The sequence below is a fragment of the Halomicrobium sp. HArcht1-1 genome (assembly GCF_058933285.1).
This window is the reverse complement of record NZ_JBZYDL010000001.1, coordinates 1,244,456-1,259,650: the sequence shown is the minus strand read 5'-3', so window position 1 is coordinate 1,259,650 and position 15,195 is coordinate 1,244,456. Positions and strand designations below refer to the sequence as shown.

Genomic DNA, 15,195 nt, shown 5'->3' with positions numbered 1-15,195 from the left:
GCTGCGGGTACCCTCGCGCAAAAACGTGGGTGAAAAAGCGTCCACTCGCTTCGCTCGGGCCGCCCTACTCCTCGTCCCAGTACTCGGCTTTGAAACCCGGCGTCCCCAGCTCGTGCAGATCGCGAGACACCGTGCCGACCTCGTCCTGTAGTTCGTCGTGGTACGCCTGCAGGCGCTCGCGGAGCTCCGGGTGTTTCCGCGAGAGGATCTGGGCCGCGGTGAGAGCGGCGTTGAACGACTTGCCGGCGTCGACCGCCGTGATCGGCGCACCCTGTGGCATTCCGATGACGCTGTCGACGGACTTCTCCTGGACCGGAACGCCGATCACCGGTAGCGGGTAGGCGATCGAGGCGGTCATGTTCGGGAGGTCCGCGCTCTTCCCGCCCGCGCCCGCGACGACGACATCCAGACCGCGGGCCTCGGCCGTCTCGGCGTAGGCGTACATCAGTTCCGGCGTCCGGTGAGCCGAGACGACGAACGACTCGAAGCTAAAGCGGGCCTCGGGCGCGTCGGTAAAGTCGGTCTGTTCGGCGAAGCCCAGTTCCTCGGCGAGGGCGGCGTAGGCACCCGGACGCTTGCCCTTGCCGCCGGCCATCGTCGCCAGGTCCGAGTCCGAGCCCATGATGATCCCCACGTCGGGGGTCGCCTCGTCCGGGCGGTCCATCGCGGCTTCCTCGCGGAGCTGGTCGATCAGCGACTGCACGCTCTCTGGCTCTGTCATGAGCGGCTCTCCGTCCCGCTGGGCCGTAAGTGTGGGCGATCCGTCGCCGGTCACTCGACGGCGTCCTGGAGCGAGACGAGGAGATCGATCAGCTCCTCGCGGCTCATGTCGTCGAAGTCCGTCCGGGAGAGTTCGCGGAACTCCATGTACTCCTCGTCGTCGAGACCGAACTCCAGCAGCGTGTCGCCACCGGGGTCGGCGACGAGCCGGTCACCGTCGGGGCGGTCGACCAGCGCGACCGGGAGGACGCCCCCGGCATCGCGGACCATCGACAGGAAGTTCGAGAAGATCTGTTCCGGGGTCGTGCCGGCCTCGTACTGGCGGACGATGTCCCGGTGGGCCGCACGGTACAGCTCGGACTCGGTGTCGATGTTGGGGTACGCGCGCGAGAGCTGGTAGGCGAGCGTCGGCGGCCGGGTGTAGTGGGCGTGGCGCTCCGCCGTGAGCCACTCGGGAAAGTCGTCTGGCAACTCGGACATGTCAGACAGTACGACAGCCGTTCAGAAAAGTACTAACTATTAGCAAAACGCCTCGCGGAACTGTAACTGAGATTTATCTCGACCGGGACGAAACTGAGAGTGCGGTTCCTATCAGAGGCACGCGGCACGACTCTCTTCCCGTGGCGGGGACTGGACATGGCCTCGCCACGCTCGACACGAACCGAGACGGGCAGTGCTCACTGCGAGCGGGACTGGAAGGTCAGTTGCTCTCGCAGTTCCCGAACGTCCGCGAGTAGTTCACCCGTCGTCTCGCCGTCGCCGACGAGGGTCACGTGTCCCATCTTCCGGAGGCGGTACACCTCGCGCTTCCCGTACCAGTGGAGGTGTGCCCGAGGTGTCTCGAAGACCGCGTCTTCGCCGGACAGTGTCGCCCGCTGGCGGTCCGCTACGTCGCCCAGCACGTTTGCCGACACCGTCGGTCCGCGGCGCTCGGTCGTCCCGAGTGCTCGTCCGGTGACGGCCCGAACGTGCTGTTCGAACTGCGAGGTGTGACACCCCTCGATGGTCCAGTGGCCCGAGTTGTGGGGGCGGGGCGCGATCTCGTTGAGCAGGATCTCGCCGTCGCTCGTCTCGAACAGCTCGATCCCGTAGACGCCCCGCCCCTCCATCGCGTCGAGTACGTCGAGCGCGACCGCTCTGGCCCGCTCTCGAACGTCGTCGTCGGCCCGCGGGGGAGAGACCGTCTCTCGGAGGATCTCCTCCCGGTGGATCGTCTCGGTGACCGGGAACGTGTCGCGCTCGTCGGCTCCCAGACAGCCCATCACGGCAAGCTCTCGCTCGAAGTCGATCATCTCCTCGGCCATCGCCGGCCCCTGGATCGCGTCGAGTGCGTCGGTCACGTCGTCGGGCGACTCGACCGGGTAGTTGCCGCGCCCGTCGTAGCCGCCTTCGCGGGCCTTGAGCATCAGCGGATAGCCCAGTTCCTCGCCCGCCGCCCGGAGGTCGTCCTCGTCGTCGACCTGCCGGAAGGCCGGGACCGGGACGCCAGCGTCGCCGAGGCGGCGCTTCTGGACGAGTTTGTCCTGAATGAGCCTGAGCGTGTCCGGCTTCGGGTGTACCGGGACGCCGGTTTCGGCCGCGACCGTCTCCAGTGCGTCCGGGTCGGTCAGCTCGATCTCGAAGGTGAGGTAGTCGGCGCGCTCGGCGACGGCTCGAATCGTCGAGACCTCGTCGAACTCGCCGACGAGCGCGTCGCTCGCGACCGGGCCGGCCGGCGGGTCTTCGGTCGGATCGGTCACGACGAGATCGACGCCCAGCGGCGCGGCGGCCTCCGCCAGCATCCGTCCGAGCTGACCGCCGCCGACGACGCCCAGCGTCACGCCTGGTGTCGAGATGGTCATGTGCGAGGGGTTCCGACCGACCCGCTTAAGCGTTGCCTCACGGAACGGTCGCGCTCGACGTCCTCGTGGACCCAGAACACCATCCGCGTGCCGTACGCTCGCATCTCGTAGGTCTCTCGGCTGTACGCGTCATCCAGCGCCGCCTCGGGAGTCGTCTGGTCCGAGGCGACCGTGACGACGACGGCCGGCGGCCTGTCGTCGAGGCGATCCGTGACGTTGCCGGGGGTCCTCGCACAGTCCACGTCGGCGTCGCTGGTGGCGAAGTACCAGGGCAGCGGCAGCGCGTTGAACCACTTGCTACAGAGGGGCCGATAGTTGAATTTCGAGCGGTTCCAGCCGGCCCGTTCCCGCTCGACGAGGGCCTCGTCGTCGGCCCAGCGGTCCCCCTCCTCGCCGTAGAACAACAACACGTCCGGCCCGCGTCGGTCGTCGTCGGCCGCCCGATCGATCGCTTCGAGTTCGGCCCGCGGGCTGTCGCCGGGCTGGGCGTACTGGACCAGATAGTTGTCCTCGGACTGGTCGTTGAGGTACACCGAGTTCGTGACGACGCCCGCGGTCGCGCCGCCGACGAGCAGCAGGACGGCCGCAGCGGTCGTGAAGCCGACCGCGTCGTCCGCGACGAACGCGCCCCGCGCCCAGTCGACGATCCGGGCGAGCCCCACGGCGGCCGGAATCGAGAGCGGGACGAGCGCGTGGACGACGAGCCAGGCCCCGAAGATGTCCGTCCCCAGCGGGTAGCCAAGCACCGAGACGAACCCGCAGTAGCCGGCGAGCATCACGAGGTTCCGGCTCTCCGCGCGCCCGTATCGCTCGGCGGCGAACCCGACGACCGAGAGCACCGTCAGGGGCGCTGCCTTCAGCCCCATGACCCGGACGAACCGGCCGAGATACTCGACGTACGTGCTGGCGATGCTCTCCTCGCCGCTCTCGCCGGCCTGTCCGAACCACTCGCCGTATTCGAACCGAACGTGGGCCCAGGTCTCTTCGAGGAGCGTCGGCAACTGTGCCGGGTCCCCGACGGCCTGCCAGAACATCACCTGCTCTGTCGTCCCCGGCGGGTGGTACAGTCCCGCCACGCCCGCACCGCGCGGTGCGTAGAAGAACAGGCTGAGCGCGAGAAAGACCGCGGCGACGCCGACGAGATGCAGCAGTATCCGCCCGCCCTGAGAGCGCCAGCCCGGAGACCGCTCCGACGGGGACCCATCGTTGGCAGCCGTCGGCGCGCCGCCGCGGACGCGACCGGCCAGCGCCCGCAGTTTCGCCAGGAGGAGTCGCGCGCCACTCGCGTCGTTCCGGGGGCGATACAGCGCCTGGTCGGCGAGCAGACCGACCGCGCCGAGCCACGTCAGCACGTAGAGAATCGCGTTCTCTTTCGAGGCGAAGCCACACGCCATCAGCGCCCCGGCGGCGTAGACGTAGCGCCAGCGCCGCGTGTCGTAGAACCGCACCAGCGCGCCCAGCGCGAAGAACATGAACGTCGCGACCAGCAGGTCGCTGCGCATGAACCGCGAGTAGTAGAGGACGACGGGGTTGACGGCCAGAAAGAGCGCCATCGCGAGCAGTTCGACCCTGCGGAGGTGCTCGCGAAACAGCAGCGCCGACAGCGGGAGCGTCGCGCTGATCAGCGCGACCGGGAGCCGCATCGTGAAGTCGTTGGCACCCACCAGCGGGAACAGCCAGCCGTTGACGTGCTGGACGAACGGGCCGTGGATGATCCGGCGGTAGGCGAACGACCCCGTCTCGACGTAGTAGGTGATCCAGTAGCCGACGCGCGCTTCGTCCCAGTGGGCGATGCGATCACCCAGGAAGGCCAGCCGGAGGACGAGACCCAGGATCGTCACCGCGAGGATCAGATCGGCGGTCGTCGTTGCCAGCGTCCGGAGCGATCGGCCGTCGTCGCTGGGGTCGCCGGCACCACCGTCGGTCTCCTGTGGAGGGCGCTCGGCGTCGGTGTCAGGGCCCGACGAATGCATACCGGCCACTGAAACGAGGGCCGTTTAGAATACTTCTGGTTCGCGGTGGACCGACGCCGCCGATCGTCGCGGACTCGGCCGTAAGCGGTACTTCTTTTAGCTCTCCCACTCGCCACTCGGGTATGGTGCAGCTCGGGCTCGTCGTCGCCCAGTACGACAAACACGGGCAGGTTATCGAAGCGATGGAAGCGTCGGCTCGCGAGGCCGCAAAGGGCCAGGACGCGACGATCGTCGCGACCCGCGAGGTGCCGGGGTCCTACGACACGCCGCTGGCCGCAGACCGGCTGGCACGGCGCGACGACATCGACGCCGTCGCGGTGCTGGGCGCGATCGTCACCGGCGACACCGACCACGACCAGGTGATCGCCGACGCCGCCGCGCAGGGACTGACGCGGGTCAGCCTCGACCGCGACACCCCAGTGACGATGGGCGTCATCGGCCCGGGCATGAGCCAGGACGAGGCGACGGCACGAACCGACAAAGGCGGCGACGCCGTCGACAGTGCCGTCTCGCTCGCGACGGAACTGCGACAGTGAGCGCGCAGCGACGACAACGACAGAGAGTACCACAATGACACAGGACTTCGCCGCACGTGTAGGACGAGTCGAACCGAGCGCGACGCTCGCGATCAGCAACAAGGCCGCCGAACTGGAGGCCCAGGGAGTCGACGTGGTCGACCTGAGCGTCGGTGAACCGGACTTCGACACGCCCGAGAACATCAAAGACGCCGCCAAGGAGGCCCTCGACGCCGGCCACACGGGCTACACGCCCACCAGTGGCATCCCCGAGCTCAAGACGGCCATCGCCGAGAAGCTCCACGACGACGGACTGACCCAGTACGACGAGGACAACCTCATGGTCACGCCCGGCGGCAAGCAGGCCCTCTACGAGATCTTCCAGACGCTGATCGACGACGGCGACGAGGTCGTCCTGCTGGACCCGGCGTGGGTCTCCTACGAGGCGATGGTGAAACTCGCCGACGGCTCGCTAAAACGCGTCGACACCGCGGCCCACGACTTCCAGCTCGCGGGCGCGCTCGACGACCTCGCCGAGACGGTGAGCGACGACACGGAACTGCTGGTCGTCAACTCGCCGGGCAACCCCCACGGCGCGGTCTACACCGACGAGGCCCTCGAAGGCGTTCGCGACCTGGCCGTCGAGCACGACTTCCAGGTCATCTCTGACGAGATCTACAAGGAGATCACCTACGACGGCCGCGAGGCGACCTCGCTGGGGACGCTGGACGGCATGGAAGACCGGACGATCACGCTCAACGGCTTCTCGAAGGCCTACTCGATGACCGGCTGGCGGCTGGGCTACTTCGCCGGCCCGCAGGAGCTGATCGACGAGGCCGGGAAGGTCCACGGCCACTCGGTCTCCTGTGCCGTCAACTTCGTCCAGCACGCGGGCGTCGAGGCGATCCGCAACACCGACGAAGAAGTCCAGGAGATGGTCGAGGCCTTCGACGAGCGCCGGACCTTCCTCAAAGACCTCTTCGAGGAGCGGGGCGTCCACGTCCCCGAGCCCCAGGGAGCCTTCTACATGATGCCCGAGGTCGCGCCCGACGGCGACGACGACGCGTGGTGCGAGGAAGCCATCGAGGAAGCCCACGTCGCGACCGTGCCGGGCCACGCCTTCGGGACGCCCGGCTACGCGCGCATCTCCTACGCCAACAGCAAGGAACGACTCGAAACGGCCGTCGAGCGACTCGACGACGCCGGCCTCTTATAGTCTGACGACCACGGTCCCCCCACATGTTTGCCCTCCCGGCACTGAACACCGAGTTCCTGCTCGCGCTCGTCCTGGGTGCCGTCCTCTCGAAAGGGTTCGAACTCGCCGTCGAGCGCTGGGAGCTCGAACCCTACGCGCTGGCACTGCTGGGCGTCGCGGCTATCGGCTTCGCCGGTGTCGAGCCCTTCTTCGACGGCGATGCACAGTGGGTGCGCGCTGGCTTCGTCGCCCTCGGCGTCGGTGCTATCGCGCTCTGGGGATACCGGCGGCTGGACGGCTCGGCGACCCAGTAGCGTGGCAGCTACCTCCGTTCGTCCAGAATCTTCTCGATGATCGAGCCCGTCGAGAGGATCTCCTCCTCGCTGGCTTTTCGCGGCCCGGCCCGGCGGACCTCGCAGTCCAGGCCGCGCTCGTCGAGCGCCGTCTCGATCCCCTCGACCTCGTGGTGCTGGTCGTAGCCCAGCGCGATCACGTCGGGTTCGATCTGCTCGATGGGGACGAAGATGTCCTCGGGATGGCCCAGTCGGGCGTAGTCGACGGGATCGAGCGCCTCGACCATCTCGACGCGCTGGCGGTCGGGGACGACCGGTGGCGCTTTGTGCGTGACGTTCTCGCTGCGGGCGACGATGACGTGGAGTCGGTCGCCCATCGCCTTCGCCTCGCGCAGGTAGTGGACGTGGCCGGGGTGGAGGATGTCGAAGGTCCCCTGGGCGACGACGTCGCGGGTCACCACTCGTCCTCCCGCAACTCGGCGTCGATGTCCGCCTGGGTGAAGTCGAAGAACTCCTCCTCTGGCGGTTCCACGTCCAGCACGTCGAGTTCGATCGGCTGGCCCTCGTTGTCGAACGCCTGCCAGTCGCCCTTGTCGTAGGGAGCGCCGACGATGATGTGGACGTCGCCGCGGCCGAACGTCTGCAGGTCGGCGTCGCTCGGCTTGAGCACGCCGTTTGGGTGGGAGTGGATCGATCCCGCTGCCCGCAGGTCGTTGGGTACCATACTCGTCTTGAGCGTCGCGCTCACCGGGTTCGATTCAGTTCCGGGGATCACGAGCACGTCGGACAGTACCGTGCCGTCCTCGTCCAGCCCGAGTTTGCGTGCGTCCTCGCCGCGCAGGATCCCCATGTACTCGTTGGGGTGGCTCTCCTCCGACGCCGCGAGGGCGAACTCGAGCGCGGAGTCGGCGATGCCGAGGATCCCGCTCGAGCGAAACAGGCCCATGTCTGAACGTGTGGTATCGCGCCTTCTAAACTTTCCGAGGAACGTGTCGGGGACGGTGGCGAACGTCGCGAGCGATCGTGTCGCGAGCGGCGAACACACCGAAAGCGTTCGCTCGGCTTTCGAACCCGTCCGCACTGTGTTCGTGTCGACACCGAAAGGGCGAGCAAAGCTACAGCCGGCAGTATCAGTCACCTGGGGCTCAGCCGCTGCTGGCTGACGCGCCGATACCGAAGCATAAAAGCGCGGTAGCGACCAAGACAGGTCAAATGTCTCCGCCAGCCGGCACCGACACGGGTGCCCCGGTTCCCGACGGGGGAACCGTCGTCTACGAACTCGCTGACGGCTGCACCCTCGACGACGTCGAGGAGGGCAGCTGCTACGTTGGTACAGTCAACGGCGTCGTCGAGTACGGCGTCTTCGTCGATCTCTCCGAGGAACTGTCTGGACTCGTCCACGACTCGAACCTCGTCGGCGACTACGACGTGGGCGACGAACTCGTCGTCGAACTCGCCCAGGTCAGAGAGAACGGCGACGTGAGCTTCGAAGAGGTCCAGTTCGCCGACTACACGACCGAATCGGTCGGCCGCGGGTCCGACGCCGTCGTCGACGACCTCGCGGACGCGACCGGCGAGACCGTCACGGTCCGGGGCGAGGTCCTCCAGATCAAACAGACCGGCGGGCCGACGATCTTCCAGCTGCGCGACGAGAGCGGCGTCGTGCCCTGCGCGGCCTTCGACGAGGCCGGCGTTCGGGCGTTCCCGGCCGTCGACCTCGACGACGTGGCCGAGGTGACCGGCCGCGTCGAGAGCCGCAACGGCGGCGTCCAGGTCGAGGTCGAGGAGCTGAGCGTCCTCGAGGGCGACCGCGAGCAGGCGGTCCGTGACGACATCGACGAGGCGCTGGACGCTGCGGCCGAGCCCGCAGATATCGACCCCCTCGTGGAGTGGCCAGCCTTCGAGAAGCTGTGGGACGATCTCAGAGACGTGGCCCGACAGCTCCGTCGGACCGTCCTCGAAGGGCGGCCGATCCGGATGCGACACCACGCCGACGGCGACGGCCTCTGTGCCAGCGTCCCGCTACAGCTCGCGCTGGAGCGGTTCGTCGCACAGCACTACCAGGACGACGAGGCGGGCCGACACATGCTCAAGCGGCTGCCGAGCAAGGCACCCTACTACGAGCTGGAGGACGTGACCCGCGACCTCAACTTCGCGCTGGAGAACCGCGAGCGCCACGGCCAGAAGCTCCCGCTGGTCCTGATGCTCGACAACGGCTCGACCGAGGAGGACACGCCGGCCTACCGGAACCTCCGGCACTACGACATCCCGGTGGTCGTCGTCGACCACCACCACCCCGACCCGGAAGCCGTCGAGCCGCTGATCGACGCCCACGTCAACCCCTACCTCCACGACGAGGACTACCGGATCACGACCGGGATGATGTGTGTCGAACTCGCCCGCATGATCGACCCGTCGCTGACCGACGAGCTGCGCCACGTCCCGGCGGTCGCCGGCGTCTCGGACCGCTCCGAGGGGGAGGCAATGCCCGAGTACGTCGAGCTGGCCCGACAGGAGGGCTACGACGAGGCAGATCTCCGGGACGTCGGTGAAGCACTCGACTACGCCACCTTCTGGCTCAAGTACGACGACGGTCGCGAACTGATCGACGACGCGCTGAACGTCAACTGCGACGACCGCGACCGCCACGAGGAGATCGTCGAGTTCCTCTCGACGCGGGCCGAGCGAGACGTCGACACCCAGCTCGACGCCGCGATGAACCACCTCGAACACGAGCGCCTGGACAACGGCGCACACCTCTACCAGATCGACGTGGAACACCACGCCCATCGCTTTACCTACCCCGCGCCGGGCAAGACCACGGGCAAGATCCACGACCGCAAGGTCGAGGAGACGGGCGATCCCGTCATCACGATCGGCTACGGTCCGGACTTCGCCGTCCTCCGCTCGGACGGCGTCCGCCTCGACATTCCGGAGTACGTCACCGAGCTGACCGACGAGATCGACGGCGGCGGCGTCAGCGGCGGGGGCCACCTCGTCGTCGGCTCCATCAAGTTCGTCAAGGGGATGCGCGAGCAGGTGATCGACGCGCTGGTCGAGAAGATGGCCGACGCCGAGATCGACGAGGAGCTACAGAGTACGGGCGTGCTGAGCCAGGACTGACCTATCGCCGTTCGAACCTGATTTTCCCGCCGACGATCGCGGCCAGTCCGAGACAGCCAGCGACCGCCGCGAGCAGTCCGTAGGGCACCGGCGAGCGACCGCCCCGCCAGTCGGCGTCGAACACCGTCCCGTAGTAGTCGGCCACCGCAGAGCCACGCAGCAAGAGGAGGGTCTCGCGGTTGTTCGCGGCCGCCTGGTCGTTCCAGTTGAGGCTCCCGAGAACGACGCGGCGGTCGTCGACGATCGCGCCCTTCGCGTGGATCTTCTCGTAGCGTCCCGCAGGGTCGGCGAGGCGAACTGACAGGGGCGCGTCGTTGGCGCTGGCCCACTCCTCGAAGCGCTCGGCGAGCCGCTCGTTGTCCTCGCGGACGTACCACGCGCTGGACAGCAGGAGGCGAACGCGGACTCCGCGGTCGGCGGCGCGACGGAGCGCGGCCGCGAAGGTGCTGTCCCAGCCCACCGACACCTGTATCACGTCGATCGAGCTCTGTGCTCCGTCCAGCCGATCGACCAGTCGCGGCTCGGCGTTGTCCGGAGTTACCAGCAGCGTCGTCTCCTCGACGGGGACGGTCTCGGGAGCGACGGTCGTCTCGTAGCTCGCGTTCGAGACCGCGCCCCGTTCGAAGGAGCGGCCGCGGCGAAACTGCGACCAGGGGCGTGCGTCGCGACCGCTGGCGTCGGCCCGGTACGTCGCAACGAGGGCGTCGACGACGCGGGACTGGTTCGTTCGGACACCCCAGCCGCGGCTGCTGTGGCCGCCGGTCCCGCTCGGCTTCCAGTTCTCGGTGAGGACGAGCGCGCGCTCGTCGGCGACCGCGTACTTCGCGTGGTGGTAGTCGTAGCGTGCGTACTCGCCGCCGATCAGGCGGACCTCGACGCCGGCCTCGGTCAGACGGTCGAGTCGCCGTGCGCCCTGGCGCGTGCGCCCGCCGACCGGCGCGCCCTCAAGCAGGACCCGCACCGTGACGCCCCGTTCGTGTGCCGCGACGAGCGCGTCGGTGACCCGGTCGGAGGTGAGGGTGTATCCCGCCAGGAGGAGACGGTCGTCGGCGTCACGCAACGTCTGGATCGGCACGGCGGGACCGTCCGGGAGCACGAACGCACGGACGTGGCCGCCGTCCGCCGACACCACCGGCCGGTCCGTCGCACCGATCGGTCGCCAGACGGGCTCTGTCCCGTTCCAGGTGACGCGTTCGCCCGCCTCCGTGTCCCGATAGACGGCTCGGTCGACGACGGTGCCGTTCCGACGCACCTGAAGGTGTTCGCCGCTGTTGGCGAGTCCGAGTCGATCGACCGCGACGACCGGCGCGGCCGTGTGATTGCGAGCGCGATCGGGTCCGGCAGAGAGAGCGACCCGCCCTCTCCGGGAGACGTTCGACAGCGAGACGGTCGTGTCGCCGTCGGTGAAGACGTAGCCGGCGAGATCGATCTCGGCGGGGAGCCGGAGGACGACGAACTCGCCCGCGTCGCCGTCGGCGATCGGGTCCGGATACGCGGCGACGATCTCCGGGTGCGGATCAGACGGTGCCGTCTCGTCCTGTGCGACGGCCGGGAGAGCACTTGCTGCGAGGAACAGACAGCAGACACAGAGGAGCGGGGCGAAACGGACCATCGAGACGGGATGGGCCGTCTTCCCTGATAAACTACAGGCGAGACGCTCAGACGCTCGCGGCTTTCTCGGCCTCGGCCTGGACGAGGTAGGCCTCGTCGTCGGTGTACTCGCCGGCCACGTCCAGCGCGCGGGCCGTGCCGATCTGGCGCAGTGCCCACGCGGCAGAGGCTCGAACGGAGTCGACATCGTCCTCGCCGAGTACGTCGGCGAGTGGCTCGATCGCGCGGGTATCGCCGAGCAGGCCCAGCGCGCGGGCCGCGACCGACCGGACCTCGTCGTCCTCGGCCACGAGCCGGTTTGCGACGGGCTGGACGGAGTCGGCGCTGCCGATCTCACCCAACGCGCGCAGCGTCACCTTCTGGAGCGCCGGATCGCCGTCGCCCTCGATGAAGTCGTGGAGCGTGTCGGCGGCACGCTCGTCGCCCATCTTTCCGAGGATCCGGATCGGGAGCTTGTCGCGCTTCTGTGCGCGCTGGTGGAGCTCCTCGAAGGCGTCGGTCGCCTCGCTGCCCATGTGGAGGAACTGATCGAGGACGTACTCCTCCATGAACTCCGAGTCGTCCAGCTTCCCCAGCGCGAACAGCATCGGCTCGACCTCGCCCTGCTTGGCGTAGATCTTCAGGGCCGACCACTCCGGCGGGAAGTCCTTACGGTTCTCGTTGTCCAGCACGTCGTAGAAGCCCCGAGCGTCGAGTTGTTCCTGGACGGTGAGATCGTCCCACGTCTCCGCGGCGTCGAGATCGTCTTCGAGCGCGGCCGCGGCTTCGACCAGTCCGGCGATGGCGTCGGCGTCTTCGTCGGGGTCGAGGCCGGACGTTTCGAGCGCCGCCGCGGCGTCGGCAAGCGCGTCTGACGCGCTCTCGGGCGTGTCGCCCGCGTCGGCGTCGAGGTCGTAGTGCTCGCCAGCGGCGTCGAGGAACGACTCGACGGCGGCGACGGCCTCTCGTTCCCCGTCGTCGGTCCACTCGCTGTCCGCGACGGTCGAGGACGCCGAATCGACAGTCTCGGCGACGTCCTCGACGTAGGGGCCGCGCTGGTCTTCGAGGTCGTCACGCAACTCCGAGAGGCGCGACTCCAGTTGCTCGCGGGGGTCGTCCGCGTCCTCGTCGTCCTCGTCGGGCTCCGGTAGCTCGGCGTCTTCGAGGTCCGATTCGATCTCGTCGAGGGTCGCCTCGACGTCGTCCAGTGCCGACTCGGTCGTTGCGGCCTCGAGGGCCTCGGCTGCGTCGTCGAGGCGACTGTCGAGAGTCACGTCGAGTGCAGCGTCCTCGCCGTCGTCGTCCCCGTTGCTCATGCTCGACTGTGTGTCTGTCCGGATCAAAGGCGTTTCCATCCGCAGTCGTGAGGACGACCGCCGACGAGCGGGCCACGCCGGCCGCGGCGGTCAGTACTCGGGATTCTCCTCGCGGACGCCCTCGCGTTTGTTGACCAGCCGCGCGAGCGTGAACAGCGCGTCCGACAGTCGGTTCAGGTAGACGATCGCGGTCTCGTTGACCGGCTCTTCGGCCGAGAACGAGACCGCCCGCCGTTCTGCGCGCCGACAGACCGCCCGAGCGTGATGGAGTTTCGCCCCCGGTTCGGAGCCCGATGGGAGGATGAACTGCGTGAGCTGCTCCAGTTCGGTGTCTGCCTCGTCGATGAACGACTCCAGGGTCTCGACGTGGCGCTCGTCGATCTGTGGATCGTCGTCCTCCGGCGCGGGGTTCGCGAAGTCGGCCTGGACGACGTGGAGGTGGTTCTGGATCTCCCGGAGCTTCTCGTCGATGTCGTCGTGGCCGGTCGGCCGCACGACGCCGACGAGCGCGTTGACCTCGTCGACGGTGCCGTAGGCTTCGATCCGTTTGCTGTCCTTCGAAACCCGCTCCATGTTCCGGAGGTCGGTCTGGCCCTGATCGCCACGGCCCGTGTAGATCGTCATGGTCGACGCTGGGGCGGCCAGTGACTTATAGCCGCCTGAGGCAGCGATCGATAAACGAGTATCCGCGATAGTGAATGCACTCGGATCGCACATCGCCACCGACACGAAGTTTATGTCGAACGACGCAGCATCTCCGACGGAGCCATGAAGAACGTCCTCGCGAGCATCGGTATCGGTAACGCCTCCGTCGACACAGTCCTGCCCTCCGAGACCGTCCAGCCGGGCGAGACAGTCGACGCGCAAGTACAGATCGTCGGCGGCAACGCCGAACAGGAGATCGGGACGATCCGCTTCGAGATCGAGACCAGGTACCTGACCGACGAGGGGTACGAGGAAGTCGACGTCGACCGCTTCACTCTCGCCGAAGGGCTGACCATCGAGCCCGATCAGGAGGAGACCCGTAACGTATCGATCGACGTCCCGTACGACACGCCGGTGACGATCGGTAACGTCGACGTGTGGATCGAGACCGAACTGGACATCGACCTCGCGGTCGACCCCGAAGACACGGACTACCTCGACGTGCGCCCGACCGACCGTCTCCAGACCGTCTTCGACGCGATGGAGGAGCTGGGCTTTACCCTCCACACCGCCGAGTGCGAGGCCGACCCATACGGGCGCTACACCGGGAGCCGGTTCGTTCAGGAGTTCGAGTTCCGCGTCCAGTCGGGCCAGTTCCGTGGCGACCTCGACGAGGTCGAACTCGTCGCCCGACCCGGCCCCGACGAACTGGAGCTGTTCGTCGAGATCGACCGCAAGGGCGGCCTGCTGAGCGAGATGACGGACACCGACGAACGGACGACGCGGGTGACGATCACGTCGACCGATCGCGCGGCCGTGCGAGAGCAACTCGGCGACGCGATCGAACAACACGCCTGACCAGGCAGCCCGGTTTCTGCGTTCGCGTTCGAGCTTCCCAGCGGCGCATCCCGAGGCTATCGACCATCGATTCGATATCGCGGATATTCGTTTATCGATCGAGAACCGGGAGCTTCAATTACACCCGCGAAAAAGCCGGTCGTATGGCAATGGACCTTGAGCACTACTGTCCCGAGTGCGAGGAGTACCGGACGTTCTGGAAAGTCGCGAGTACGACCATGCATCTGGGGACGAAGACGAAGTGGCACTGCGAGGAGTGTGAGTACGGCTTCGTCCGCATCGACGGCGAAGTCGACACCGGCGCGACGGCCTGATCGGCAACGACGGCGCGGACGGGCGGAGCCACCGACGACAATCCGTCGGCGTGGTCAATAGCGACTATAGCTCTCGATAGCACTCTTAGTAGCCGTTTTTGCCCTCCGCTATGAGTGCCGAACTGAATGAGCCTGCACGGCACCCGCGCGACGGCATGCGCTGGTCGAGCCCTGGAATTGCAAGCGACGGTCGTCGAGTACGACGACGCTCCCGATCGCTGTACGGTGTCGCCCCGGAGCGTCGAGGAGGGTGAGCGAACGACCACCTGGCTGAGTGCCGACCGGGACGTGTTCGAGGACCTGGCCGCGATGCGGTGATACTGGGGGCAGACAGCGTGACCGCTCTCGTCACCGCGTGGTGGCGAGTCGCCCAAAAAGCGACAGCCGGCAGGAAGAGACTCCGCGACCCTGGGGTTTAACCCAGTGTGTACCATTCACATGTGACGATGGCAATCGAGGTCCTGATCGTAGACGAAGACGAAGACGTACTCGAGATCACCGAGGCATTTCTGGGGAGACAGGACGGACTGACGGTCGCGACCGAGAGCGATCCGGAAGCGGCTCTCGAGGCGGTGCGTGGCGGTTCCTTCGATGCCGTCGTGAGCGACCTGACGATGCCCAAACTCGACGGACTCGAACTCTGTCAGGAGATCCGCGCGAGCCGGCCGGAGATCCCGTTTCTGGTGTTTACCGGCCGCGACGAGGACGACATCGACGACGCTTCGGCCGCTTGCCCGACCGCGTTCGTCAAGAAGAGTACGGGCACCGAGCAGTACGCGGCGCTGGCCAGAGAGATCCGAGCGGCTCTGTAG

17 protein-coding genes are annotated in these 15,195 nt (G+C 67.5%); 8 read left to right on the top strand and 9 right to left on the bottom strand.

Annotated features, from left to right (window positions below):
• Positions 1-64 precede the first annotated feature (64 nt).
• From purE to AC5FRZ_RS06680, 4 genes are all read right to left on the bottom strand, one after another.
• Entirely contained in the window at positions 65-721 is a 657-nt protein-coding gene (purE, locus tag AC5FRZ_RS06695; RefSeq protein ID WP_493564213.1) for a 5-(carboxyamino)imidazole ribonucleotide mutase, read from the bottom strand.
• Positions 722-771: 50 nt separating this feature from the next.
• Entirely contained in the window at positions 772-1,200 is a 429-nt protein-coding gene (locus tag AC5FRZ_RS06690) for a hypothetical protein (RefSeq protein ID WP_170093940.1), read from the bottom strand.
• Positions 1,201-1,397: 197 nt separating this feature from the next.
• Positions 1,398-2,561, bottom strand: coding sequence for a 5-(carboxyamino)imidazole ribonucleotide synthase (locus AC5FRZ_RS06685; RefSeq protein WP_170093939.1), 1,164 nt, complete (start codon positions 2,559-2,561; stop codon positions 1,398-1,400).
• Positions 2,558-4,534, bottom strand: a complete 1,977-nt coding sequence (locus AC5FRZ_RS06680) for a flippase activity-associated protein Agl23 (RefSeq protein WP_493564212.1) — start codon at positions 4,532-4,534, stop codon at positions 2,558-2,560. Before AC5FRZ_RS06680 ends, AC5FRZ_RS06685 begins: the two co-directional genes overlap by 4 nt.
• A gap of 122 nt (positions 4,535-4,656) precedes the next feature.
• Between AC5FRZ_RS06680 and ribH the strand changes: the two genes are divergently transcribed.
• Genes ribH through AC5FRZ_RS06665 form a run of 3 tightly spaced genes read left to right on the top strand, consistent with a single transcriptional unit; the run spans position 4,657 to position 6,558 of the window.
• A complete protein-coding gene (ribH, locus tag AC5FRZ_RS06675) occupies positions 4,657-5,070 on the top strand; it encodes a 6,7-dimethyl-8-ribityllumazine synthase (RefSeq protein ID WP_153553063.1) in 414 nt (137 codons plus the stop codon).
• A 34-nt stretch (positions 5,071-5,104) separates the two neighbouring features.
• Positions 5,105-6,265 (top strand): pyridoxal phosphate-dependent aminotransferase, encoded by a 1,161-nt coding sequence (locus AC5FRZ_RS06670; RefSeq protein ID WP_493564211.1) that lies wholly within the window; start codon positions 5,105-5,107, stop codon positions 6,263-6,265.
• Positions 6,266-6,288: 23 nt separating this feature from the next.
• Positions 6,289-6,558 carry a hypothetical protein gene (locus AC5FRZ_RS06665; protein WP_493564210.1) on the top strand — a complete coding sequence of 90 codons (270 nt, stop codon included), beginning with the start codon at positions 6,289-6,291 and terminating at the stop codon, positions 6,556-6,558.
• An 8-nt stretch (positions 6,559-6,566) separates the two neighbouring features.
• Here AC5FRZ_RS06665 and AC5FRZ_RS06660 read toward each other — a convergent pair whose 3' ends face one another.
• Together AC5FRZ_RS06660 and AC5FRZ_RS06655 are read right to left on the bottom strand one after the other, a co-directional pair.
• Positions 6,567-6,995: an adenylyltransferase/cytidyltransferase family protein gene (locus tag AC5FRZ_RS06660; RefSeq protein WP_170093935.1), complete on the bottom strand. Its 429-nt coding sequence runs from the start codon at positions 6,993-6,995 to the stop codon at positions 6,567-6,569.
• Positions 6,992-7,483, bottom strand: coding sequence for a JAB/MPN domain protein-containing protein (locus AC5FRZ_RS06655; RefSeq protein ID WP_153553059.1), 492 nt, complete (start codon positions 7,481-7,483; stop codon positions 6,992-6,994). Before AC5FRZ_RS06655 ends, AC5FRZ_RS06660 begins: the two co-directional genes overlap by 4 nt.
• A 266-nt stretch (positions 7,484-7,749) precedes the next feature.
• Between AC5FRZ_RS06655 and han the strand changes: the two genes are divergently transcribed.
• Entirely contained in the window at positions 7,750-9,660 is a 1,911-nt protein-coding gene (gene han / locus AC5FRZ_RS06650) for a Hef-associated nuclease (RefSeq protein ID WP_493564209.1), read from the top strand.
• 1 nt (position 9,661) lies between these two features.
• On the opposite strand, the gene AC5FRZ_RS06645 is transcribed toward han, so the two are convergent.
• The 3 genes from AC5FRZ_RS06645 to AC5FRZ_RS06635 form a co-directional block, all read right to left on the bottom strand.
• Entirely contained in the window at positions 9,662-11,272 is a 1,611-nt protein-coding gene (locus AC5FRZ_RS06645; protein WP_493564208.1) for a phospholipase D-like domain-containing protein, read from the bottom strand.
• A 46-nt stretch (positions 11,273-11,318) separates the two neighbouring features.
• On the bottom strand, positions 11,319-12,566 hold the full coding sequence (locus AC5FRZ_RS06640) for a HEAT repeat domain-containing protein (protein ID WP_372479233.1): 1,248 nt from the start codon (positions 12,564-12,566) through the stop codon (positions 11,319-11,321).
• A gap of 90 nt (positions 12,567-12,656) precedes the next feature.
• Positions 12,657-13,190: a cob(I)yrinic acid a,c-diamide adenosyltransferase gene (locus tag AC5FRZ_RS06635; RefSeq protein WP_372479234.1), complete on the bottom strand. Its 534-nt coding sequence runs from the start codon at positions 13,188-13,190 to the stop codon at positions 12,657-12,659.
• A 144-nt stretch (positions 13,191-13,334) separates the two neighbouring features.
• Here AC5FRZ_RS06635 and AC5FRZ_RS06630 point away from each other — a divergent pair, with 144 nt between their 5' ends.
• The 4 genes from AC5FRZ_RS06630 to AC5FRZ_RS06615 all read left to right on the top strand — a co-directional run bounded on the left by AC5FRZ_RS06630 (position 13,335) and on the right by AC5FRZ_RS06615 (position 15,195).
• Complete coding sequence (locus AC5FRZ_RS06630) at positions 13,335-14,069, top strand: sporulation protein (RefSeq protein ID WP_372479235.1); 735 nt, start codon at positions 13,335-13,337, stop codon at positions 14,067-14,069.
• Positions 14,070-14,212: 143 nt separating this feature from the next.
• A complete protein-coding gene (locus AC5FRZ_RS06625; RefSeq protein ID WP_170093929.1) occupies positions 14,213-14,383 on the top strand; it encodes a DUF7838 family putative zinc beta-ribbon protein in 171 nt (56 codons plus the stop codon).
• A gap of 126 nt (positions 14,384-14,509) precedes the next feature.
• Positions 14,510-14,701, top strand: a complete 192-nt coding sequence (locus AC5FRZ_RS06620) for a DUF7511 domain-containing protein (protein WP_170093928.1) — start codon at positions 14,510-14,512, stop codon at positions 14,699-14,701.
• Between the two features lie 128 nt (positions 14,702-14,829).
• Entirely contained in the window at positions 14,830-15,195 is a 366-nt protein-coding gene (locus AC5FRZ_RS06615; protein WP_493564207.1) for a response regulator, read from the top strand.